The sequence below is a fragment of the Pasteurella testudinis DSM 23072 genome, assembly GCF_900176075.1.
Classification (GTDB): domain Bacteria; phylum Pseudomonadota; class Gammaproteobacteria; order Enterobacterales; family Pasteurellaceae; genus Chelonobacter; species Chelonobacter testudinis.
Genome location: NZ_FWWV01000002.1, coordinates 109,619 through 133,694 on the forward strand (window position 1 = coordinate 109,619; position 24,076 = coordinate 133,694).

General features: G+C 49.3%; 23 protein-coding genes. 13 read left to right on the forward strand and 10 right to left on the reverse strand.

Features of this window, described 5'->3' with window-relative positions:
• Nucleotide 1: 1 nt before the first annotated feature.
• The 7 genes from B8880_RS02045 (at nucleotide 2) to B8880_RS02075 (ending at nucleotide 5,800) form a co-directional block, all read left to right on the forward strand.
• Nucleotides 2-430 (forward strand): DUF7832 domain-containing protein, encoded by a 429-nt coding sequence (locus tag B8880_RS02045; protein ID WP_084255752.1) that lies wholly within the window; start codon nucleotides 2-4, stop codon nucleotides 428-430.
• 44 nt (nucleotides 431-474) lie between these two features.
• Nucleotides 475-828: a diacylglycerol kinase gene (locus tag B8880_RS02050; protein WP_084255753.1), complete on the forward strand. Its 354-nt coding sequence runs from the start codon at nucleotides 475-477 to the stop codon at nucleotides 826-828.
• Between the two features lie 8 nt (nucleotides 829-836).
• A complete protein-coding gene (locus B8880_RS02055) occupies nucleotides 837-1,589 on the forward strand; it encodes a hypothetical protein (protein WP_084255754.1) in 753 nt (250 codons plus the stop codon).
• Between the two features lie 142 nt (nucleotides 1,590-1,731).
• Nucleotides 1,732-2,889, forward strand: coding sequence for a Na/Pi symporter (locus B8880_RS02060; protein WP_084255755.1), 1,158 nt, complete (start codon nucleotides 1,732-1,734; stop codon nucleotides 2,887-2,889).
• 11 nt (nucleotides 2,890-2,900) lie between these two features.
• Nucleotides 2,901-3,116, forward strand: coding sequence for a hypothetical protein (locus B8880_RS02065; protein WP_084255756.1), 216 nt, complete (start codon nucleotides 2,901-2,903; stop codon nucleotides 3,114-3,116).
• A 12-nt stretch (nucleotides 3,117-3,128) separates the two neighbouring features.
• Entirely contained in the window at nucleotides 3,129-4,064 is a 936-nt protein-coding gene (locus B8880_RS02070) for a PstS family phosphate ABC transporter substrate-binding protein (protein WP_084255757.1), read from the forward strand.
• A 179-nt stretch (nucleotides 4,065-4,243) separates the two neighbouring features.
• Entirely contained in the window at nucleotides 4,244-5,800 is a 1,557-nt protein-coding gene (locus B8880_RS02075; RefSeq protein ID WP_084255758.1) for a hypothetical protein, read from the forward strand.
• A 14-nt stretch (nucleotides 5,801-5,814) separates the two neighbouring features.
• Here B8880_RS02075 and B8880_RS02080 read toward each other — a convergent pair whose 3' ends face one another.
• From B8880_RS02080 to B8880_RS02125, 10 genes are all read right to left on the reverse strand, one after another.
• Nucleotides 5,815-6,306 (reverse strand): YbaK/prolyl-tRNA synthetase associated domain-containing protein, encoded by a 492-nt coding sequence (locus tag B8880_RS02080; protein WP_084255759.1) that lies wholly within the window; start codon nucleotides 6,304-6,306, stop codon nucleotides 5,815-5,817.
• Nucleotides 6,307-6,362: 56 nt separating this feature from the next.
• The gene (gene ftsX, locus B8880_RS02085; protein WP_084255760.1) at nucleotides 6,363-7,298 is read right to left on the reverse strand and encodes a permease-like cell division protein FtsX; all 936 of its coding nucleotides are present in this window, start codon (nucleotides 7,296-7,298) and stop codon (nucleotides 6,363-6,365) included.
• A gap of 12 nt (nucleotides 7,299-7,310) precedes the next feature.
• A complete protein-coding gene (ftsE, locus tag B8880_RS02090) occupies nucleotides 7,311-7,970 on the reverse strand; it encodes a cell division ATP-binding protein FtsE (protein WP_084255761.1) in 660 nt (219 codons plus the stop codon).
• Between the two features lie 19 nt (nucleotides 7,971-7,989).
• On the reverse strand, nucleotides 7,990-9,576 hold the full coding sequence (ftsY, locus tag B8880_RS02095) for a signal recognition particle-docking protein FtsY (RefSeq protein WP_084255762.1): 1,587 nt from the start codon (nucleotides 9,574-9,576) through the stop codon (nucleotides 7,990-7,992).
• A 201-nt stretch (nucleotides 9,577-9,777) separates the two neighbouring features.
• Entirely contained in the window at nucleotides 9,778-11,001 is a 1,224-nt protein-coding gene (gene pepT, locus B8880_RS02100; protein ID WP_084255763.1) for a peptidase T, read from the reverse strand.
• Nucleotides 11,002-11,010: 9 nt separating this feature from the next.
• Entirely contained in the window at nucleotides 11,011-12,567 is a 1,557-nt protein-coding gene (locus B8880_RS02105) for an AbgT family transporter (protein WP_084255764.1), read from the reverse strand.
• A 130-nt stretch (nucleotides 12,568-12,697) separates the two neighbouring features.
• Nucleotides 12,698-15,802, reverse strand: a complete 3,105-nt coding sequence (locus tag B8880_RS02110; RefSeq protein WP_084255765.1) for an efflux RND transporter permease subunit — start codon at nucleotides 15,800-15,802, stop codon at nucleotides 12,698-12,700.
• 30 nt (nucleotides 15,803-15,832) lie between these two features.
• On the reverse strand, nucleotides 15,833-17,026 hold the full coding sequence (locus tag B8880_RS02115) for an efflux RND transporter periplasmic adaptor subunit (protein WP_084255766.1): 1,194 nt from the start codon (nucleotides 17,024-17,026) through the stop codon (nucleotides 15,833-15,835).
• Nucleotides 17,027-17,068: 42 nt separating this feature from the next.
• Nucleotides 17,069-17,638 carry a TetR/AcrR family transcriptional regulator gene (locus B8880_RS02120; RefSeq protein WP_084255767.1) on the reverse strand — a complete coding sequence of 190 codons (570 nt, stop codon included), beginning with the start codon at nucleotides 17,636-17,638 and terminating at the stop codon, nucleotides 17,069-17,071.
• 131 nt (nucleotides 17,639-17,769) lie between these two features.
• Nucleotides 17,770-18,228 carry a DUF441 domain-containing protein gene (locus tag B8880_RS02125; RefSeq protein WP_084255768.1) on the reverse strand — a complete coding sequence of 153 codons (459 nt, stop codon included), beginning with the start codon at nucleotides 18,226-18,228 and terminating at the stop codon, nucleotides 17,770-17,772.
• Between the two features lie 286 nt (nucleotides 18,229-18,514).
• Here B8880_RS02125 and B8880_RS02130 point away from each other — a divergent pair, with 286 nt between their 5' ends.
• From B8880_RS02130 to B8880_RS02155, 6 genes are read left to right on the forward strand one after another with little or no spacing between them, the layout of a single operon-like run.
• The gene (locus tag B8880_RS02130; RefSeq protein ID WP_084255769.1) at nucleotides 18,515-18,829 is read left to right on the forward strand and encodes a chaperone NapD; all 315 of its coding nucleotides are present in this window, start codon (nucleotides 18,515-18,517) and stop codon (nucleotides 18,827-18,829) included.
• A 43-nt stretch (nucleotides 18,830-18,872) separates the two neighbouring features.
• The gene (gene napA / locus B8880_RS02135; RefSeq protein WP_084255770.1) at nucleotides 18,873-21,353 is read left to right on the forward strand and encodes a nitrate reductase catalytic subunit NapA; all 2,481 of its coding nucleotides are present in this window, start codon (nucleotides 18,873-18,875) and stop codon (nucleotides 21,351-21,353) included.
• Nucleotides 21,354-21,368: 15 nt separating this feature from the next.
• Entirely contained in the window at nucleotides 21,369-22,136 is a 768-nt protein-coding gene (napG, locus tag B8880_RS02140) for a ferredoxin-type protein NapG (protein ID WP_084255771.1), read from the forward strand.
• The gene (gene napH / locus B8880_RS02145; RefSeq protein ID WP_084255772.1) at nucleotides 22,136-23,017 is read left to right on the forward strand and encodes a quinol dehydrogenase ferredoxin subunit NapH; all 882 of its coding nucleotides are present in this window, start codon (nucleotides 22,136-22,138) and stop codon (nucleotides 23,015-23,017) included. The genes napG and napH overlap by 1 nt, the downstream gene beginning before the upstream one ends.
• 47 nt (nucleotides 23,018-23,064) lie before the next feature.
• Complete coding sequence (locus B8880_RS02150; RefSeq protein WP_115306449.1) at nucleotides 23,065-23,463, forward strand: nitrate reductase cytochrome c-type subunit; 399 nt, start codon at nucleotides 23,065-23,067, stop codon at nucleotides 23,461-23,463.
• A 12-nt stretch (nucleotides 23,464-23,475) separates the two neighbouring features.
• Entirely contained in the window at nucleotides 23,476-24,063 is a 588-nt protein-coding gene (locus tag B8880_RS02155) for a cytochrome c3 family protein (protein WP_084255774.1), read from the forward strand.
• The last annotated feature ends 13 nt before the right edge of the window (nucleotides 24,064-24,076 follow it).

Genomic DNA, 24,076 nt, shown 5'->3' on the forward strand with positions numbered 1-24,076 from the left:
TATGAAATATGATGATATAAAATGGCATCTTAATGAGGATTATCCAAATGATTTGCCTGTTAACAATGCTTTAACTCATATGGGATTATTTATGCATTGGATTATTAATAATGATTTAACAAGCTGTTTATTAAAGGAAAATTTTCAAAGAGAAATCGAACAAGTTAAAAGCAACCAAATCACTGGCTCTGAATTTATTCAAAAATGTTGTGATGAAAAACTGACGTCAGACGACTTTAATACTAATGGAAATGAATTTGCACAATATTATTATTCTTCCGATAAATATTTTGATGATTATGTTGATCACTCAAACCCTAACTTACCGACAATATTTCATGAGCCAAACAACCTAGAAAAATATAATGAAATTTCAAATATTATATCTAAAAGATATAATGAATTTTTAAATAAAAATTTAAAAATGTAAAAGCAAATATTTTACCACTAGCTATTAGGCAAAAAGGAACAAACGTGCAAAAACATAAGGGCTTCACCCATTTAGTCAAAGCCACCGGCTATTCGATTAAAGGCTTAAAACAAGCCGTAACCGAAACCGCATTTCAACATGAATTGATTATGGCGGTGGTGCTGATTCCGGCGGCATTCTGGCTGGGCGAAAGTGCGGTCGAATGGGCATTGATGATCGGCTCGGTATTGTTAGTACTGATTGTCGAATTGCTCAACAGCGCGATTGAATCAGTGGTCGATCGGGTCGGCACGGAATACCACGAACTGTCCGGCAGAGCCAAAGATCTCGGCTCGGCGGCGGTGACAATGGCGTTAGCGATCATGACCATAACCTGGTTGTTACTTATTTTCGCTTGAGACCACCCATGCTGACGATCCAATTGCAACAGCAATCTTATTCCTTGCCGCTAGCCGAAGGCTTGTTGTCCGGTTATTTTACCTTGGACGAGAATTGGCGCGATTTGGATTATGCCAACGGTGGCAACGCGCTTTTCCTTGACCTTGTGCTGACCTATCGTGTACCACGCCAATATATTGATGATTTTTATCGGCTTTATTTTATTGATTTGGAAGAACGCAGCGACGGTTATGTGATTGATGAAGATAATCTGCCGTTATTGCGGTTGGAAATCCCTATCAATCGTACCGAGTTCGATTTCGAGCATAATAAAACGATCATACTTGGCAATTTGCCCCGTTTTCCACAACTGACCGATCTGGCACATCAAAAACTGGATAATACTATTTTAGAAAAATCCGGTTTTTTCTTCTCGTCTTTTGCCAATGCGCAACTGGCACAGTTTGAGTTTGGGCAAGCCGGTGCGCAGGCAGTTGATTTGACACTCAGCGGCAAAGCCAGCGACGGGCGCGGCGAGCTGCATTTCCAGCTGACGGAAAGCCAAATTCCGTTTAAACTGGCTGCCAAAATAATCGGCTATGCCGATCAATTTGTCGGCAAAGACATCGAGGCGCGGGCAGCTGAAATCCGCGCTTGCTTTGCCGACATTTACGATCAGCAACACTATATCGCCGAAAGCGTACAAGTGTCCGACCAGCAATATTTAGGTATAGAAATCACCTTCCGGCAAAAACATAACGTCTGCGGCATCACGCCCTAACCGGCTGTTAGATCAAGCATAATGGCGCTGTTCCCAAGCCGGCAACCGCAGCCGAACGCCATTTCTGCCGTCACTGTCATAAAACTGTCATATTTCTTTGCTACACTTTGCACGATTTTAAACAGATTGAAGATGACAACCTATGAATACCGTTCAAACCGCACCGCATACGTTACCCGGCGCCTCTTCCAAAAACTGGCAAGCCTGGTTATTGGTCGCTATCCTAATTTACCTGCTTTTAGCCGCCGTCGGCGCAATCGGCAACGGCTTTAAAATCGCCACCGGCAGCAACGCCAAAGAATTATTCAGTTTTGCCTCGAATCCGTTCGTTGCGCTGATTGTCGGTATCGTTACCACCGCATTGATTCAAAGCTCCAGCACCGTAACCTCGATTATCGTCGGTATGGTGGCAGGCGGCTTACCGGTCAGCATGGCGATTCCTATGGTGATGGGAGCGAATATCGGCACTTCGCTGACCAGCACCATCGTCAGCCTCGGACATATTAAAAGCCCCGACGAATTCCGCCGCGCCTTCTCCGCCGCCACGGTACACGACAGTTTTAACATTCTCGCCGTGGCGATTTTGCTACCGCTGGAATTGCTGTTCCAACCGTTGCAAAAAGCCTCTGCCTATCTGGCGCAACTGTTTGTTTCCGACAGCAACATGAGCATGAGCGGCATGAATTTTATGAAAACCTTGCTGGCACCTGCCGATAACCTGTTAAAACTGCTGACCGGCTGGTTGCCCGGAATCTGGTCCGGATTATTGCTGATTGTGCTGGGCGTGGTGCTGATTCTATTTGTCGTCAGCCAAATCGGTAAAGTCTTGCGCAAAGTGATGGTCGGCAAGGCAAAAGACGTATTGAATGCCGCAGTTGGTCGCGGACCGGTTTCCGGTATGTTGTCGGGCACGTTAATCACCGTGATGGTGCAATCCTCTTCCACCACCACCGCCCTGATCGTACCGATGGCAGGCACCGGCGTGTTCACTCTGAAACAGGTCTATCCGTTCACCCTCGGTACCAATATCGGCACCACCGTGACCGCACTTTTGGCAGCCACTGCCATTTCCGGCCCTGCGGCACAAGTCGCCTTGCAGATCGCGTTGGTACATCTGCTGTTCAATGTGTTCGGTATCGGGCTGATTTACGTTTTGCCGTTATTGCGACAAGTTCCGGTTATTATGGCCACCACCCTCGCCGAATGGGGTTTAAAAAATAAAATGTATGTGTTTGCTTATATGTTTGGTGTTTTCTTTGCTATTCCACTCCTGATCATCGCTATCGGACAACTTTTATAAGGAAACAGATTATGACACTGCAAACCATTCGTGAAAAAGAACAGAAAATTCAGGAATTAAAACAAGCTCTGGCGGATTTGGAAAGCAAATTGCAAGCGGATATCGAAGACAGCCAGCATGAAATCATCGACGAGGTCGAAACCTATTTCAATGCGGTCGAAACCAAATACAGCAGCCTGAAAACCTTTTGGGAAAGTTTTATGGCTGAAAAAAGAAAAAAAGGCTAAACGAGGTTTGTTATGCGTAAAAGCAACGTATTCACGGTATTCACCCTTGCCGCCGCCGTATTGGCAAGCGTCGGCTGCGACAATGATAAAACCAGCAATGTGGAAATTAGCGCCGATACGCTGATTATCGACGGTTCCAGCACGGTTTATCCCATCAGTAAAGAGGCCGCCGAACGTTTCTTGCGCCGCAACAAAAACGCCAGTATCTCGGTCAAATTCTCCGGCAGCGGCGCAGGTTTCCAGCTGTTTTGCAGCGGGCAAAGCGATATTAACGACGCTTCACGCCCGATGAACGACAAAGAAAAAGCCTTATGCGCCCAAAACGGCATTGCCTATACCGCACTTCCGCTTGCGGTCGATACTATTGCCGTGGTCACGCATCTGAAGAACGATTGGGCAAACGACCTCAGCGTTGCCGAATTAAAAACGATTTGGCAGAAAGCCGCCGAAGGCAAGATAACCCACTGGAACCAAGTGCGGTCAGGTTTTCCGGACAAACCGCTGGCGTTATATGGTCGCGGACAGGCTTCCGGCACTTACGACTATTTCACCGATAAAATCAACGGTGAAGCCGGCGTCAGCCGCAGCGACTACACCGCGTCGGAAAACGAAGAAGAGTTGGTGGAAAAAATCGCCAACGAGCCGAATGCGCTCGCGTTCTTCGGCATCGGCGCCTATCACCGCCATTGGCAAGAATTGAAACTGCTGGCAATCGACAACGGTAACGGTGCGGTCGCCCCGTCGCTGCAAACCGCCGCCGACGGCAGTTACCAACCGCTCACCCGTAAGTTGTATTTGTATGTCAACAATGCGTCGTTAGAGGATAAGCAAGATCTTAAACCGTTCTTGCAACACTACTACGGCAACTTGCGTACTTGGCTGCACTTCACCGGCTATATGCCGCTGCACAACAGCGATTATCAAGCGGTGCTGCAACAGTTGCAATAACCGCACTTTACCCTTGCATTAAAACCCCCACCGCCACTGAGAAATATCGAAGTGCGGTGGGGTTGCGTTTCTACGCCACCGTTGGCAACGACTGATATAGCGACACTGAAGTACGGTTTGCCATTGCGCTGCAGAATCAGTAAACTCCGATAAATAGCAAAGAAACACCGGAGGAGAAGATGTCATATCATGCCGTGGAAGATTTTGTCGAGCAGTGCGTCCGGCTGGTCGCTGCCAGCGCACTGTCCGCCTGCGCTAAACGCCGCCTGTTTTATCATCTCTATCACCTGCAAAACAGCTTTGATTGCAGCTACACCGTATTGCGCTGCTTGCCCGAATTGATGCAATACGGTTTTATCCGCAAATTGCCGCTGGCGCAGCACCCTGATTTTCATCGCTATCCCGATTACTTTGCCGCACACGCTGCGGTCGACAGCACTTGGCTGGCTGCGGATGTCGCAAATCCCACTGATGAAGCGGTGTTTTCATTATTTGAAAACGGCGCACATTGGATCTTACCGCAATTCGGCAGCCACCTCTGGACGCGTTTGTATGCCGACGGCGTGATCGATGAGGCCGGCGAAACTCTCGCTACACTGCCGCTAGCCGAATTGATCTTGCAAATCGTACAACTCGCTCATTCCGCGCAGGATGAGATTCTGATGAAAGAAGCCTACCTGCTGTTTATCGAATGCTGGCAAGAAGGCATTACGTTGGATGCAAGCCCATTTTCCCGTCATTTTGACGATTGGTTAAACGACCCGACCTTGCTCGCTTTACGCGAATGGGCGGTGACGCACCAGCTGCTAAATATCCGCCGCCAAGACACCTCGCTCAACCGCACTTCGCTGTCTCATGAACTCAATTATGCCGACACGCCCGACGCTGAAGCCATTGTCCGCTGGTTACTGGATTTGAAAACAACACCCGCAGCCATCGCCGCCAAGCTGGCAAAAGCCCACCTCATGCAACAGCGGGTAGATGAAAATCTGACGCAAACCGCACATTTTCTCGAAAACCAAATGAATAAAAACGGCTGGCAGTTCGCCTCCGCCGGTTCTGACGCCGAAGGCAAATATTATGATTGGTTGTGGTATCGCGACAATGGCGAACAGCAGCGGATTTTGTTGAAGCTATCGCTTACCCGTCACCATAAGCAGCTGTATGCCCGTTTGTCTATGCAGCACCCGCTGTTATTGCAGTGGCAACAGCGCAGCCCAAGCACCGACAGTACCGATTTTCATTTCAAAAGCGACATCGACAGCCTGCTACCCGAGCAAACTAACCGCAATAAAGAAAAAGTCGCTTTCGGTTGGCACTACGATTTGAGTCGATCATGGTCTCTGTTACAGAAAAAACTGCTCGACAGCGTACTGGCTGATATCCACACCTGTTTGCCGCTCTTTGAAGCCAAAATCCGCCGCTATTTTCCACAAGACTTTTTTAGCAGAAGTGCCGCAGATTACATTGCGCTGTTTGATAGCGAGCAAGAAGCCATGCCGAATTGCCTGATTATTCATTCGCTGGAGAATATTTTATTGCTGCTGATGTTTCATGCCATGCAAACGGACGACCACATACAGGCACAAACCTTGGCAGCTGAATTTCAGCAACGTTATCCGCAATTAAAACTCAGCAGCCGTTGGGCGCAAATTCAGCCGTTTCTTGAGGCGGTGTCACAAGGCAACAGCGCACCATTGCCGCCGTTCGGCAGTGGTTTTTATCACAAATTATGAATGGTTGATTGTTTTTAGACGGCAGTGCAGATAAAACCAATTTGTTTTGGTTGGGCAATACGGAAATAATCTTGGGTGTTCAAAATAATCGAACGTTCCAAAGTGCCGGCGTTGAATGCCAATTCGGAATAACGTTCGGCAAGGCTGGGATCAGCGATTAATACTAACTGCGGATGAAAACTGAACGGCGGAATGGCACCGAATACGCAGTCGGTTAAGGCCATCACTTCCGCCGGGCTGGATAACGAAGCTTTATGCGCGCCGAACGCCGCGGCAATTTTTGCCAGATCCGCTTGCCGATCCGCCGGCAAGATTGCCAATACCATCTGTTTCACCCCGTTACCCTTCAGGGTACATACCAACGCTTTCGCCCCCTGTCCGAGCTCGGTGCCGCGCAGCTTCGCCACGTCCTCTGATTTTCCGGCGGAGAGGTGTTCAACCACGCGGTAACGGGCTTGGTTTTGCTCAAGCAATGCAACGACTTGTTGGAACGTATCTTGCGACATCATTTTTCCTGCGACGGGCTAAAGTGCGGTTTGAACAAGATAAAAGGAACAAATCATTATTGCCCTTCATCCAAACGGTTGATATGTTTCTTCGCCGCAATCCAAGCGCCGCACCAGCCGGTGAACGCCGCCAGCATGATGATAAACAGGGTTTCAATCAAATTGATCCCGTTCAATTCATATTTGACCGCGAAAATATCGGCGACATAGGCAATCGCCGTAGAAAAATAGGCTATCGTCACCGCACTTAACAGCGCCGCCAAGATGCCGCCGATAATGCCGTAGATTAAGCCGGTGTATAAAAACGGACGCAGAATAAAATGTTCGGTTGCGCCGAGCAGTTTCATCACTTCGATATTGGCACGGCTGCTGTACACATCGGAACGGATACTATTGCCGATAACCAAAATCACCGCCAACAACATTAACAGCGTGCACACCACCGCAATCCGCCCTGCCAGCCAAGTGATTGCGCCCAGCTTTTCCAGCCAGTCGCTGTCTAACCGCACTTCGTCAACGCCTTTGACTTTGGCAAGGCTCATGCGCAGATCCGCCAGCTTATTTGCCTGCTGATATTCCTCCTCCGGCGTGACCATCACCACCGCCGGCAACGGGTTATCGTCCAATAGCTCCAATTCACTACCGAAACCCGACCACGCACGGAACTCCTCCAAACTCTGTTGGCGTGAAATATAACTCAACGAAGCAACGCCGTTTTGTTGACGCAATTTGTCCGCCACCAGATTGGCATCGGCTTCGCTTAGGGTTTTATCCAAATACACGCTGATTTGCGACTCCGGATAGAATTCGGTTGCGGCTTGCTTGGTATTTTTCCATAACAAATAGCTAATGGTCGGAATGGTCAGCGAAACCGCAATCACCAACACGGTCAACAGCGTGCCGACCCGTTTTAACCATAAATCGGCAAACACCGATTTCAACACATACTGGGTTTGCATCCAAAAAGGCGCTTGTAAACGACGTGAATTCATCTGTTGCCACTCCTATTGAAACGCACGCAAATGCCCTTGTTCCAAAACAAGGGTCGGTTTCGGTTTTTGTTGAATAATTGCGTGATCATGGGTGGCGATTAACACCGTCACGCCGATGCGGTTGAATTCTTCAAACAGACGGAAAATTTCCTGCGACAGTGCCTTATCTAAGTTTCCGGTCGGCTCGTCCGCCAGCAGCAGTTGCGGACGATTCACCACCGCGCGCGCAATATCCACCCGTTGCTGTTCGCCGCCGGACAGATGTAACGGCAAATGGTTGGCACGGTGTAATAAACCGACTTTATCCAAGGCTGCCGACGCACGGCGTTTGATTTCGTTCGGATGCATACCGCTGATAATCAGCGGCAGCGACACGTTTTCCAATACCGAGCGGTCGGTCAGCAGACGGTAATCCTGATGCACCATACCGATTTGACGGCGCAAAAACGGAATTTGCTCCGGACCGATTCGGGTAATATCATGACCGTTGAAAAACACGTTGCCGCCGTTGGCACGTTCGATCCCCATTATCAGTTTTAACAGCGTGCTTTTGCCGGCGCCGGAATGTCCGGTCAGATAGCTCATGCTGCCCACCGGCAGATGAAAGGTCAACCCTTGCAACGCCTGTTTGCCGCCTAAATAGGCTTTGCTTACATTCACAAAACGGATCATGTTTTCTCTCTTTTATGCGTTATTCATTCTCATGACTAAACAGCGCGTCGATAAACTGCTGCGCTTCGAACGGGCGCAAGTCATCGATTTTTTCACCTACGCCGATATAGCGGATCGGCACTTTAAATTGATCGGCAATGGCAAAAATCACGCCGCCTTTTGCCGTGCCGTCCAGTTTGGTCAAGGTGATACCGGTCAAGCCGACCGCTTCATTAAACAGTTTTGCCTGACTGATGGCATTTTGTCCGGTACCGGCGTCCAACGTCAGCATAATTTCGTGCGGCGCTTGCGGATCGAGCTTCTGCATCACACGCACGATTTTTTTCAATTCGTCCATCAGGTTGCTTTTATTTTGCAAACGTCCGGCGGTATCTGCCAACAGCACATCGATATTCTTTGACTTCGCCGATTCCAACGCATCATACAGCACCGAAGCCGAGTCAGAACCGCTGCTTTGCGCCACCACCGGAATGTGATTGCGCTCGCCCCAAACCTGCAACTGCTCGACCGCCGCCGCGCGGAATGTGTCGCCTGCCGCCAACATCACCGATTTGCCTTCCGATTGGAACTGGCGCGCCAACTTGCCGATGGTGGTGGTTTTGCCGACCCCATTGACCCCGACCATTAAAATCACATACGGTTTTTTATCCGTAATCACCAACGGTTGCGCCACCGGCTGCAAAATCGCCGCCATTTCCTCTTTCAATTTTTGATACAGCTGTTCGGCATCACGCAGCTCTTTTTTCGAGGCGTGCAGGGTTAGATTATTAATAATTTTCGTGGTGGTCGGCATGCCGATGTCCGCAATCAACAACTGCTCTTCCAGCTCTTCAAACAGTTCATCGTCAATTTTTTTGCCGACAAACAGATTACGGAAACCCGAACCCAGATTCTGTTTGGTTTTGACCAAGCCTTTTAATAAACGGCTGAAAAAACCGCCTTCACTCGGTTTTTCCTGTTCTTTTGGCTGTCGTGCTGCTTGCTCCGCTTGCGCTGCCGCTTCCCGTGCTGCTTGTTCCTGCGCTAACCGCTCTTGTTCCGCTTGCGCTGCCGCTTCGCGTTCCGCCTGTTCTTGTGCCAACCGCACTTGCTCGGCTTGCGCTGCCGCTTCCCGTTCCGCCTGTTCTTGTGCCAACCGCACTTTTTCCGCTTGCGCTGCCGCTTCCCGTTCCGCTTGCTCTTGTGCTAACCGCTCTTGCTCGGCTTGCGCCGCCGCTTCCCGTGCTGCCTGTTCTTGTGTTAACCGCTCTTGTTCCGCTTGCGCTGCTGCTTCCCGTACTGCCTGTTCCTGCGCCAACCGCACTTGCTCCGCTTGCGCCGCCGCTTCCCGTTCCGCCTGCTCTTGTGCTAACCGCTCTTGCTCGGCTTGCGCTGCCGCTTCCCGTTCCGCTTGCTCTTGCGCCAACCGCTCTTGCTCGGCTTGCGCTGTCGCTTCCCGTTCTGCCTGTTCCTGCGCCAACCGCACTTTTTCCGCTTGCGCTGCCGCTTCCCGTGCTGCCTGTTCCTGCACCAACCGCTCTTGCTCGGCTTGCTGCTGTTCTTGTTGCTCTTTTTTGCCCAAGCCCAACCAAGACCAAAAGCCGCCCTTTTTCTTGTTATCCGTCATTGCTGTTCTCTCACTACTGCTGTGTCGATTCGGTTATGAATTCAAGTCTGTTCAAAGATAATTCAAATTGAGCGTTAGTTTATCACCGAACCGCTTTTTTTGTGAAATTTTCTCGACCAATCAGCCCATTCTCACGACAAAAGAAAACGGAATAACGTCCCACCATTATTCCGTTTTTGCGACCGCACTTTTAACGACGTCTTATCCGCCCGCCGCCTGTTTGATCAATTGCAAGGTCAATTCGCAGGATTTGACAAACGACGGCAACGGTAGAAATTCGAATTTGGAATGGAAATTATGCGCACCGGTAAAATAGTTCGGGGTGGTGATGCCTTTGACCGACAAAGCTGCGCCGTCGGTGCCGCCGCGCATCGGGGTGACTTTGGCGGCAATGTCGAGTTGCTGCATGGCGCTGAACAACAAATCGATCGAGCGGCGATCATCGCTTAAGGTGTTGGCGATATTGCCGTAAATATCGTTGATGGTGCATGCGATCGTAATTTGCGGATATTGCCGTTTGATCTTTTCCACCGCTTGCACAATAAACGCCTTGCGCTGTTCAAAAGCGCGTTGATCAAAATCTCGGATCGCGATTTGTAACTCGGCGCGGCTTTGATTGGCTTCAAATTGATTAAACCACCAATAACCCTCTTTCTGTTCGGTGCATTCCGGTGTTTGTTGGCGATCAAATTGACTGATTAAATCATGGGCGACCAAAATCGGGTTGACCATCACCCCTTTGGCGGACATCGGGTGGGCACTGATACCGTTAATCACAATCTTGGCTGCGGCGGCGTTGAAGTTTTCATACACCACTTCGCCCAATTCGCAACAATCGATTGTGTAGGCAAAATCCGGTTTGAAGCGGCTTAAATCCAGTAATTTCGCGCCACGCAAGCCGATCTCCTCGTCAGGCACAAAAGCAATGTAGATATCGCCGGTAGCGATATTGTGTTGCCGGATAAGCGAAAGTGCGGTCATGATGTTGGCGATCGCCGCTTTATTGTCCGCGCCCAGCACGCTGGTGCCGTCGCTGAAAATAATCTCTTGCCCTAAATAGGCTTGGATTTCAGGGTGTTCCGCGACTTTCAGCCAAATATTCTGGCGTTCGTTTAACAGAATATCTGCGCCGTCGAAGGTGCGTATTTGCGGATAAATCTCCGGCGAAAGCGCCACATCGACGGTGTCCATATGCGCCACAAAACCGATCGGCGTGGCATTCGGCACACTGCCGGGCAAAAGTACGGTCACGTTGGCGTGTTGGTCGATTTCCACCTTGCTTAAACCGAGCTGTTTCAGCTCTTCGGCAAGTAATTGCGCCATTTTCCACTGCCCGTCCGAACTGGGCACGTCGGCAACGGCGGCATTGCTTTGGCTGCTGATCGCCAAATAACGGAAAAAACGTTCGACTAATTGCTGTTGCATACTCTCCTCCTATACTTTCGGGTAGCTGTAGCCGCTGTCAAAGCCGAGCGGAATGCCCAGCCACCAATAGAGATACAGCACCAGTGTCAAGACGATAAATAAACCGATGGTATAAGGAATCATCATCGAACACAGTGTGCCGACACCGGTATTTTTACAATAACGTTGGCAATATGAAATTAACAACGGATAAAACGCAAACATCGGCGTTGAAACATTGACCACCGAATCACTGATGCGGAAAGCCGCCTGCGTCAGTTCGGGCGAGATATTGACCGACATCAACATCGGCACCAGAATCGAAGATAAAATCGCCCATTTCGAGGTGGCGGAGGTGATGATGATATTTAAAAGTGCGGTCAGGATTAATACGCCGAAAATCGTAATCGCCGACGGCATTTGCAGCGACTTCAAAAATTCCGCGCCCGACAAGGCGATCAACGTGCCGATTCCCGAACGGTTGAAAGAGTAGAGAAACTGTGCGCAAAAAAAGGAAAAGACGATAAACGGCACCAGCGTATAGGTGATTTTTTCCATTGATTTGGTGACGGTGCGCGTGTCGCTGAAGGTTTTTGCGATCACGCCGTGAATCAACGACGGCACGGCAAAAAACAGCAGTAACAGCGGCACGATCATCTGCATAATCGGAGCACTCGGGCTGGTCAGCGAACCTTCAGGCGAACGCAACAACGAATCCTGCGGTGCGGCGGCAAAGAACAGACCGGCCGCAAGCAACACAAAAACCGCACTTGCCCAGCGGAACGCTTTCAGATCCAACGGCGACGGCGGTTGAATTTCGGTGTGCTGATGGTCTAAATCGTTATCCAGCGGCATCGTTCTTTTCAAACGGGGATCGATAATGTTATCGGTGATATACCAACAAACGCCGATCACAAAAAAGGTGCTGCCGAAACTTAAAAAATAGTTGGCTAAGATATTCACTTCATAAGTCGGATCGATAATCCGTGCGGCATTTTGCGTAAAACTCTGCATAATCGGATCGATAATCGACGGGGTAAAACTGGCGGAAAAGCCACCGGCTAATCCGGCAAAAGAGGCGGCAATACCGGACAGTGGGTGTTTACCGACCAAATAAAACACCAATGCCGCGACCGGCATTAAAATCACATACGCCGAATCCGCTACGATATGGGCGAACACGGCCACGGTAATCACCGCCGGTGTCACAATTTTTTGCGGAATGATATTTAAGGCACGGCTCAAGCCGACATTGATAAAACCGCTTGCTTCGGCAATCCCGATCCCGATGGTCGCCACAATCGTAATCCCCAACGGTGGGAAATTGACGAAATTTTTGGTTAGCGCCGTAAAGAAAGCCAGAATTTCCGTCGGTTGGAACAAATTGACGATAACCAACGGTTGTTTGGTCACCGGATTGATATAATCAAAATCCAAGTAGGACAATCCCCAGGACAACAACCAGCAAATAACCAAAGCATAGATAAACAGCATGGTAATATCCGGCAGTTTGTTGCCGATATATTCGATTTTTTGCAGCCAATCCCGTTTTATTGCGTCTTCCGTCGTATTGCTTGTTTGCGGCATAATACTCTTCCCTTTTATCGGTTAAATCAGACAGTACTATTTGTAGCAGGCGGATCGATTTAGTCAAGCGCAATTCTTCAAACCAACAAAAAAGGAGCCGCAATTGCAGCCCCTTTTTGTTGTTCAAGCATTAATATTGTTGGTCCAATTGTCCGTGATCTTCGATAACCGGTTGGTTTTCGTCAAATTCCGGCAACGGTTTGTGTTCGCTGGCGATAAAGCTGTAGATCACCGGCAAGACAAACAGGGTGAACAGCGTACCGATGGCAAGACCGGAGATAATCACCACCCCGATACTGAAACGGGAAACCGCACCGGCTCCGGAAGCGTACAGCAACGGGATCAGACCGGCGATCATCGCGGCGGTGGTCATCAGAATCGGACGCAAACGAATACGCGCCGCTTCGGAAATCGCGTCAATCCGGTTTTTACCATGTAGCAATTGTTCCTCTTTCGCTACTTCACACATCAAAATCCCGTGCTTGGTGATCAAGCCGACCAAAGTAATCAAGCCTACTTCCGAGTAGATATTCAATGTTGTGCCGACAGCGCCCAAGAAACTGAGCAGATTTAACATCAGCAGAGCACCACTGATTGCCAGCGGCACTGACACCATAATCACCAGCGGATCGCGGATTGACTCAAACTGAATCGCCAACACCAGAAAGATGATGACAACCGCCAAACCGAAGGTTAGCGCCAGCGTATTTCCTTCTTGTACCAACTGCCGCGATTCGCCGCGGAAATCATAAGTATAGCCTTGCGGTAACATTTCCGATGCGGTGGTTTGGAACCAGCTGACCGCATCGCCGATCGAACCGGTCGGCACACCGCTGATCACCGCCGAATTCAACTGGTTAAAGCGTGGTAGGGTTAGCGGCTGGGTTTTTAACTCCAAGCTGATCAAACTGCTGAGCGGCACCGAGCGGCCGTCGGACGCGGTTAAGAAATAGTTGTTCATCGATTCCGGATTTAAGCGTTTCTTACGTTCCACACCGGAGATAATCCGATAGGCACGCCCGTCGATGTCAACCCGGGTAATGGTTGCGCCGGACAAGAAACTGCCTAACGTGGTACTGATTTGGCTCATGGTAATGCCGTAAGAGTTGGCTTTATCCATGTCGATACTCATGTTCATTTCGGCAGTATCGAAGTTCAAATCCAGATTGGTGACGATAAATTGTCCGGAACGTTGTGCCGCCTCCCACACCGATTGCGCAATCAAGACCAGATCAGTGTAGTTGTTCGGCGTAGTAATTACGAAAGAAACCGGCATACCCTGCTCGCCGGTATCAATTTCCGGAAACGGGAAACCGGTGACGGTTATTTCAGGAATGTTTTTGGCGCGGTTGTTCAGATCCGCCATAATTTCGGCCTGGCTGCGGCTACGATCATTCCAATCAATCAGGGTTGCAATGGCGATGGCATTGTTCGAGCTCGGCACGCCGGAAATCACTTGCGAGAATTGAACCTCCGGCGTCTCTTTCAGCAACTGCTCATAAGCCTTCATCGAATCCTGAATATAATCGACATTTTTATTGGCAGAGGTGGTGCCGATCGCCATCATCGCCCCTTTATCTTCGTTCGGTGTCAATTCGCTGGATAATGAAGTAAACAGAATCGGCAACGTAGCAAAAATCACTGCGGCAAAACCCAATACCCACATTCTGTTGGCCATCGTCAACGCCAGCAAAGTGCGGTAGCTTTCGGTCAATTTATGCAGGAAACCTTCGACACATTTCTCCAATCGGCTCGGGTTGGTGTGCGCTTTCAACAAATGTGCGCACATCATCGGTGACAAGGTGAGGGCAATCACGCCCGAAATCAGTACCGCACCCGCCAGAGTCAGGGCAAATTCCTTAAACAAAGTACCGGTGATACCGTCCATCAGTGCCATTGGCGAGTAAACCGCACACAGGGCGATCGTCATCGAAATAACCGGCACGGCAATTTCACGAGTACCGATAATCGCCGCTCGGAAAGGGGTTTCCCCCAGTTTGATATGTCGGTCAACATTTTCCAACACCACGATAGCGTCATCCACCACCAGCCCGATGGCGAGAATCATCGCCAGCAAGGTCATCAGGTTAATCGAGAAATCAAACGCCTGTAACAGCATGATTACCCCAATCAAAGAAATCGGAATAGTAACCACCGGCACGATCATCGCACGGAAAGAACCAAGGAACATGGTGATCACCACCAATACGATCAAGGTCGCTTCCAAAATGGTTTTTACCACTTCTTCAATCGAGCTGTTAATCGCAATGGTGCGGTCATACAACACCTTCAATTCAATACTTGGCGGCAAGTTATTTTCAATGGTTGTTAACAACGGATAAATATTTTCAATCACGGTCAACGGGTTGGCACTGGACGCCGGTTCGATCGACAATACCACCGCATTTTCGCCATTCGCGGCGGCACGGGCATTATCACTCTCTTTGTCTAATTCCACCGTGGCAATATCGCTCAGATGAACCAACTTATCACCATTGCCCGTAACCACCAGATTTCTCAACTGTTCAACGTCTGTGGTTGTCGTATTCACCTTGTTTTTCACAATGGTGTACCAACCGTTGGTACTTCCGGCGGCAGTCTGCACGTTATTACTGGAAAGCGCATTCATCACTTGCGGCGCGGATAATCCCAGCGCAGCCATTTTTTCCGGATCCAGCCAAATCCGCATTGCATACGGCGTACCGCCGAATACGTCCACTTTCGCCACCCCGGGCACGGTAAAGAACTGCGGCTTGACTACCCGCTGGATATAGTCGGTCACCTGACTCGGATCGAGTTGCTGTGAAGTAAAACTGACGTACATCATGCCCGATCCGCCGGTAGATGAGGTAATCGACGGGTCGTCAATACCGCTCGGCAAGGCAGAACGCACCGAGTTAACCTTTGCCAAAATATCGGCCAAAGCCGCATTCGGATCGGTATTCAGCTTCATTTTCACCGTAATCGTGGACGAGCTTTGGCTGCTGGAAGAGGACATATAATCAATATTGTCCGCTTGCGCAATCGCCTCTTCCAATTGCGAGGTGACAAACGCCTGAATCAAACTGGCATCGGCACCGGCATAAGTGGTGCTGACATTGATTACCGTGGTCGTCATTTTCGGGTACTCCCGCACTGTCAGCTTAGAAACGGCTTGCAACCCTAAGATAACAATCAGGATACTGATCGCCGCGGCTAAAACCGGACGGCGAATAAAAATATCAGTAAAACGCATATATTTTCCTATATTCCTGTTTGGTGCTGCTTATAACTTAGGCGTGCTCGCAGGTTGCTCGGTGCCGACACCGGCTTTATCCGAAACAACAACCAAACTACCGTTACTTAAACGTTGTTGTCCGCCGGTGACAATAATATCGCCGAACTGTAGTGAACCGCTCTTTAAGTGGGCGTAAATACCGCTACGCTCAAGGGTATTGACCGTCACCAGATTCGCGCGATACATTTTGTCCAGATTCTGATTGTCGGCATATTTTTCTTTGTCCTCATCGGAAAGTGCGGTTAAACGGTAAACACTTTCGCCATACATGTTGTAGGCAATCGCCACTTGCGGCAATACGATTTGATCGTATTCGGTGGTCAAGGCAACACGCACGCGGGCAAACATACCGGACAATAGTTTTTCACGGCTGTCTTCCACTGTAGCTTGCAAATCAACCAAACCGCTGGTCGAGGTGACCGCCGGTTCAATCGCCGAAATCTTGGCGGCAAAGGTTTCTCCGGCAAACGCATCAACCACTGCGGTGACTTTTTGTCCGATAAACAGATTTTCCAGATTGTTTTGCCCGATAGAGAAATCAATTTTGGTGGTGCTAATGTCTTCAACCCGAATCATCGCCTGACCGACCGTCACATATTCGCCGGTATTGACCTGAATAATTCCAGTTACACCGTCAAACGGCGCATAGATTTGACGACGGGCAATCGTGGCTTTGGCAGATTCGATATTGGCGACCAACGCTTTATAGCTGGACTCGGCATTGTCCAAATCACTTTTTGAAACGCTTTTACTACGGAACAAGGTGACATAACGCTGATAATTGGCCTGCACCGAAGTCAATTGGGCTTGGTAAGCCGCAAGATTGGCCTTTTCTACGTCAGAATCCAGTTCGATCAGCAAATCCCCTTTTTTAACCTGCTGTCCGGCTTGGACAAAAATGGATTTCACCGTCCCTGCCGCTTGCGAACTCAACATTGCCCCTTGATTCGGACGAATGATACCGGTGGCTTCAATCGCCGGTGTCCATTGTTGGGTTTGTACGGTTGTAACGGTAACCGGATTAATCGGTTCGGGCATATTGGCAAAATAAGCCGCCATTCCGCGCGCCTTTAACATTTGCAGCCCGATAACCGCTGCGAAAGCCAGAATAACAATGAGAAGAACCAATTTCATCACGAAAGAGCGTGATTTCTTAGGCTTGTTATTTTGAATGTCTGACATAAAAAACTCCATAGTAATAAGAGATAAGGGTTGATTCTATAGTTAGTTACAAATACTTTGCCAAGTTTTGCCAATCACGGTTTCCAGCACCTCGTCAGCATAACTTTCATCGTAATGCGCTTGGCGGAAAGCCAGTTTGGCCGCACTTCCCAGGCTCAAGGCAAATAAAACATCGTTCGGTAAGTTACATAAAATACGCTGCTTCTGCCCTTGCTTGACAAAGGTATTCCAAGGATCTTGCCGTTTATGACAACTTTTCACCAATTCGCTGAAGCCGGGCAAGCTGTCATATTGATAAAAATTCTTCAACACATGTGGATTTTGGTTAAAGAAATCCCAAAAGTTGCGCCACATTTGACGATATTGGTCAAATAAGGGCGCATCAGGATCATGATTGATACTCAATTGCGCATCAACACGGGCAAACAGGTATTTCGCCAAATTACTTAATAATTCATCTTTATTTTTGAAATAGATGTAAATCGTGCCGACCGAAATGCCGGCGGCTTTGGCAATTTTCTGCATGGATAAGGTATGCAAGCCTTGCTCGGCCATCAACTTTTCCGTCGCCAGCAGAATTTGCTGTGCCGTTTCAATCTCAGAATGTCGCATTAGTTTCTCAAGGCTCTCGAAATGAATGAACGTTCATTTTAGTGATTTTTGTGACGCAGTTCAAGAAATAAAACGGTTGTGCTCGGCTTTTTCTTGCCCTGCGCGATGAAAGGAAATGAAGGGAAGTGCGGTTACAGTTTACTGACGATAAGCGACAACATACCCGCAGCAATCAACGGCCCGACCGGAACTCCTTTGAAAAATGCCACACCGGCAATAGTGCCGATTAACAAGCCGGTGATAATCGACGGGCTTGCCGTCATCAGGGTCAATCCCCGACCACCGAGCCAAGCAACGAAAATCCCGACCACAATCGCCAAAATCATCTTCCAATTCAACAGCAGAATCGCCGGATTATCCAATTTGATTTTGCCGGAAACCAACGGACTGAGCACGCCGATGGTTAAAATGGTGATCCCGATGTGCAGACCGTATTTTTCCAGCCATGGGATATAGCTTTCCAGCGGACTCTGCTGCATCACCAATAACACCGCAGCAGAAAAGATAATCGAATTATTGTGGCTGAAATAGCCGAGAATAATCAGGAAAACCAAGATTAGCGCGGCAGTATTAAAATGAAAGAAAGACATGGGAACCCGAATTTAAACAGAATAGGACAGATAACCTCAATCTACTGACGGCAAGGGGAAAAAGCAAGTATTATGTATGAATATTCGCTATATAAAAAATAATACAACTATATTTTGAGCGAATTTAATTTGATATAGGTCAACAATCGATGAACTAAATCGCAAAATACCTCTTTATAGGCATTAAGACTATACAAAAAGCATGGATAATTTCAAATTGAATCTATGTCAATTGCTTTGCGTCTTATTTAAATGTCGCAGAAGCTGAATTTTCCGGGAATGAAACATGAATACTGCGGTGCATACAAAAGAAGTCACCTCAAAAGAAACAGCGGCTAACACAAATATCGACAATGCCAGCGAGTGGCATGTTTGCGGTGTGGTGGTGCAATGTCGTCCGGACGATATCAGTGCGGTCAAAACCGCTTTGCAACAAATGGAATATACCGATATCACTGCGGTTGACCAAAGTGCGGGTAAGCTGGTGGTAGTGATGGAATCACACCATCAGGGTGTTTTATTGGATCGTATGGAAGCTGCGCGCAATATTAAAGGCGTGTTGGCACTTTCTTTGGTGTATCACCAACAAGCTCAAGATTAATCCATCGGTGAAAACCGATGTTTGAAAAACAGTGGGGGAACAGATGAATCTAAGTCGTCGTGAATTTATGAAAGCCAATGCCGCAACCGCCGCAACTATGGCCGCCGGATTGAGCATTCCGGTAGTCAATATTGCCGCTGCGGATAACACAATCAAATGGGATAAAGCCGTGTGCCGCTTCTGCGGAACCGGATGTAGCGTTTTGGTCGGTACGCAAAACGGACGTGTGGTTGCCTCGCAAGGCGATCCGGATTCGGAAGTGAATCGCGGCCTGAACTGTATCAAAGGTTACTTCCTGCCGAAAATCATGTACGGTAAAGACCGTCTGACCCAACCGATGTTGCGTATGAGCAACGGGCAATACGACAAGCACGGCGAATTTACGCCGGTCAGCTGGGACGTTGCCTTCAACACAATGGCGGATAAATTCAAAGCCGCAATCGCCAAAAACGGACGCAATGCGGTCGGTTGTTTCACCTCCGGTCAATCCACCATTTGGGAAGGTTATGCGCTGAATAAATTGTTCAAAGCCGGTTTGCGCTCCAACAACGTTGATCCGAACGCCCGTCACTGTATGGCATCTGCCGCAGTGGCTTTCCTGCGCACCTTCGGTATTGATGAACCGATGGGTTGCTACGACGATATCGAACATGCCGACGCATTCGTGCTGTGGGGTTCGAATATGGCGGAAATGCACCCGATTTTGTGGTCGCGGATTACTGATCGCCGTTTATCCAAACAAGACAGCCAAGTATTCGTGTTATCCACTTTCGAGCACCGCTCTTTTGAACTGGCGGACTACGGACTGGTTTTCACCCCGCAAAGCGATCTGGCGATCCTAAACTATATCATCAACTATTTGATTCAAAATAACGCGGTTAACTGGGATTTCGTCAATAAGCATACCAAATTCAAGAAAGGCGATACCGATATCGGTTATGGCCTGCGTCCTGAAAATCCATTGGAACAAAAAGCGCAAAATGCCGGCAGCGGCAAAATGCATGACAGCAACTTTGAAGAGCTGAAAGCACTGGTTGCAGAATATACCTTAGACAAAGCGCACGAAATCAGCGGCGTGCCGAAAGATCAGCTGGAAGCGCTGGCAAAACTGTATGCCGATCCGAACAAAAAAATCGTCTCTTTCTGGACGATGGGCTTTAACCAGCATACCCGTGGCGTCTGGGTCAACCACTTAATGTACAACGTCCACTTATTGACCGGTAAAATTTCTCTGCCGGGTTGCGGGCCGTTCTCTTTGACCGGTCAACCGTCCGCTTGCGGCACGGCGCGTGAAGTCGGTACATTTGCCCACCGTCTACCTGCCGATATGGTGGTGACTAACGAGAAGCACCGTGACATCTGTGAAAAAGCATGGAAATTGCCGAAAGGCACGATTTCTGACAAAGTCGGCTACCATGCCATCGCCCAAGACCGCGCCTTAAAAGACCGCAAAATGAATGTGCTGTGGGTGATGTGTAACAACAATATGCAAGCGGGTCCGAATATTAACGAAGACCGTCTGCCCGGTTGGCGCGATCCGGAAAACTTTATCATCGTTTCCGATCCGTATCCGACCGCCAGTGCGCTGTCTGCCGACTTGATTCTGCCGACCTCAATGTGGGTGGAAAAAGAGGGAGCTTACGGTAATGCCGAACGCCGCACCCAATTCTGGCACCAACTGGTGCCGAAAACCGGCGATTCCCGTTCTGACTTATGGCAATTGGTCGAGTTCGCCAAATATTTCAAAGTAGAAGAAGTCTGGGAAGAAGAACTATTGGCGCAAATGCCGGAATATCGCGGCAAAACCTTGTATGACATTCTGTTCACCAACGGCCAAGTGGATAAATTCCCGATCAGCGATTGGGACGACAGCGTACTGAATGACGAATCACGTCATTTCGGTTATTACCTGCAAAAAGGCTTATTTGAAGAATATGCGGCATTTGGCCGCGGTCACGCGCATGATTTGGCAGACTTCGATGTCTATCATAAAGCGCGCGGTTTGCGTTGGCCGGTAGTGGATAACAAAGAAACCTTGTGGCGTTACCGTGAAGGTTACGATCCATATGTCAAAGCCGGCGAAGAGGTGAATTTCTATGGTCAGCCGGACGGTCGTGCCATTATTCTTGCCGTACCGTACGAGCCGCCTGCGGAAGCGCCGGATCAAGAATACGATTTGTGGTTATCCACCGGTCGTGTGCTGGAGCACTGGCATACCGGCACCATGACCCGTCGCGTGCCCGAACTGCACCGCTCTTTCCCTAACAACCTGCTGTACATGCACCCGTTAGATGCCAAAGAACGCGGCATGCGTCACGGTGACAAAGTCAAAGTGGTTTCTCGCCGCGGCGAAATGGAAACGTTCTTGGATACCCGTGGACGGAATAAAGTGCCGCAAGGTTTGGTGTATACCACCTTCTTTGATGCCGGTCAGTTAGCGAACGTGTTAACTCTCGACGCTACCGATCCGATTTCGAAAGAAACCGATTTCAAAAAATGTGCGGTTAAAGTGGTTAAAGCCTAATCGGCAGGTAAGGCAATGAGCAAGCTGTCCGTTAATCCGAACCGTCGCCGTTTTTTAAAAGATGCCACCCGTACCGCAGGTGGTCTGGCGGGAATCGGACTGCTGCTCGGCTTACAGCAACAACAAAGTTTGGCTCGTGAAGGCGTGGCTTTGCGTCCGCCTTTTGCCTTAGAAAACGAAAAAGATTTTGCCGCCGCCTGTATCCGTTGCGGACAATGCGTACAAGCCTGTCCGTACGACATGTTGCATTTGGCGTCGTTATTATCACCATTGGAAGCAGGAACGCCTTACTTTATCGCACGCGATAAACCGTGCGAAATGTGCGAGGACATTCCCTGTGCCAAAGCCTGTCCGAGCGGCGCGCTGGATTCAACCCAAGATAATATCGACGATTCCCGCATGGGCTTGTCGGTGTTGCTGGATCAGGAAACCTGCCTGAACTGGCAAGGGTTGCGCTGCGATGTTTGCTATCGGGTTTGTCCGTTAATCGACAAGGCGATCACGCTGGAAATGCAACACAATAACCGCAGTGACCGTCATGCCAAGTTTATTCCGACGGTACATTCGGACGCTTGTACCGGTTGCGGCAAATGCGAACAGGCTTGCGTGCTGGAAGAAGCCGCAATTAAGGTGCTGCCGCTCTCTCTTGCCAAAGGCGTGTTGGGCTACCACTACCGCTTGGGCTGGGAAGAGAAAGAAAAAGCCGGACAGTCGTTATTGCCGGACGACATGATTAAATTGCCGACCCGCTTGCCGGAACGCATTGCAACGGAGAATCCGTAATGGCGAATCCGATTAATCAGGCAGGGCGTGAAGCACGGCAAAAATTGGGTTGGTGGCACGCAAACCGTTTTCTGTTTTGGCGCCGCTTAAGCCAGCTGAGTATTTTGGCGATGTTTTTATCCGGTCCGTGGTTTGGTGTCTGGATTTTGCGCGGTAATTATAGCAGCAGTGTGTTACTGGATACCATTCCGTTATCCGACCCGCTGATGATGGCGGAAAGTATTGCAGCCGGCCACTGGCCGCATCTGACCGCACTTTTGGGTGGTTTGGTTATTATCGCGGTTTATGCCGTATTAGGCAGTAAAGTCTTTTGCGCTTGGTGCTGTCCGCTAAATGTTGTCACCGACAGTGCAGCATGGCTGCGACGGAAACTGAATATCCGGCAGAGTGCCAAACTGGACCGCTCTTTGCGTTACGCCATTCTGCTGATGATCCTGATCGGCAGTGCGGTCAGCGGCATGTTGTTGTGGGAATGGATTAATCCGGTTGCGGCATTCGGACGCGCCTTGATTTACGGTTTCGGCGCAACCGTTTGGTTACTCTTGGCGATCTTCCTGTTCGACCTACTGATCGTCGAACACGGTTGGTGCGGACATCTCTGCCCGATTGGCGCTGCGTACGGCGTAATCGGCGCCAAGGGCATTATGCGGGTCAAAGTGATTGATCGTAAACGTTGTGATCGCTGCATGGACTGCTTCAATGTCTGTCCGGAACCACAAGTATTAAGGAATCCGCTCTTCGGTAGTAAAGAAGAGGGAGAACAACAAAATTTATTAGTGTTATCAAAAGATTGTATCAGTTGCGGACGTTGTATTGACGTTTGCCCTGAATCCGTTTTTAAATTTACCACAAGATTTGATCATGCGAGGAGTGAGCGATGATTAAAAATACAAAAGTATTGGCATTGGCAGGTTTATTGTTAAGTGGAATGTGCAGTTCCGCATTGGCACAAGATATTCATCCGGTGGGGAAAGATATTGCCAGCTCCCCGGAAAGCACGGCACCGGCGTTTCACAACCAACCGAAAGAGAGTGAGCTCGCGGCATTGAGCTATGTCAACCAACCGCCGATGGTGCCGCACAGCACGAAAAATTATCAGGTCACCAAAAACACTAACCAATGCTTGAACTGCCACAGCGTGCAAGCTTCTCGCACTACCGGCGCAACCCGAATCAGCCCGACCCACTTCGCCAGCCGTGACGGCGTGATCAGCGGAGAAGTTTCCCCGCGCCGCTATTTTTGTGTTCAGTGCCATGTTTCGCAATCCGATGTTGAACCGATCATTGAGAATGAGTTTAAGCCATTACCGGGCTACGGCGACAAATAAGGAGCGAGTATCATGATAAAAAACCTGATTAAACGTTTTTGGCACTGGTTCCGCTCGCCGAGTAAAATTGCGGTCGGTACGCTGCTCGTGGTCGCTTTTATCGCCGGTATCGTCTCTTGGGTCGGCTTTAACTACGGCATGGAACAAACCAATACCGAAGAGTTTTGCGTAAGCTGTCACAGTAACGATGTTTACCCGGAATATTTGCACACCGCACACTATCAAAACCGCAGCGGCGTCAAAGCCACCTGCCCTGACTGTCATGTGCCGCACGAATTCGTGCCGAAAATGATTCGTAAACTGCAAGCCAGCCGCGAAGTCTATGCACATGTGATGGGCTACACCGACACGATTGAAAAATTCAACGCCCGTCGGTTACATATGGCAGAACGCGAATGGGAACGCCTGAAAGCCAACGATTCGCAAGAGTGCCGCAATTGCCACAACTTTGACAACATGGATTTCAGCCAGCAAAAGACCGTCGCCGCCAAAATGCATGAAAAAGCAATCAAAGACGGCAACACCTGTATCGACTGCCACAAAGGCATCGCCCACCAATTGCCGGATATGCGCGACGTGAAAAACCCGACGGCATATTAATTTTCGAATACTA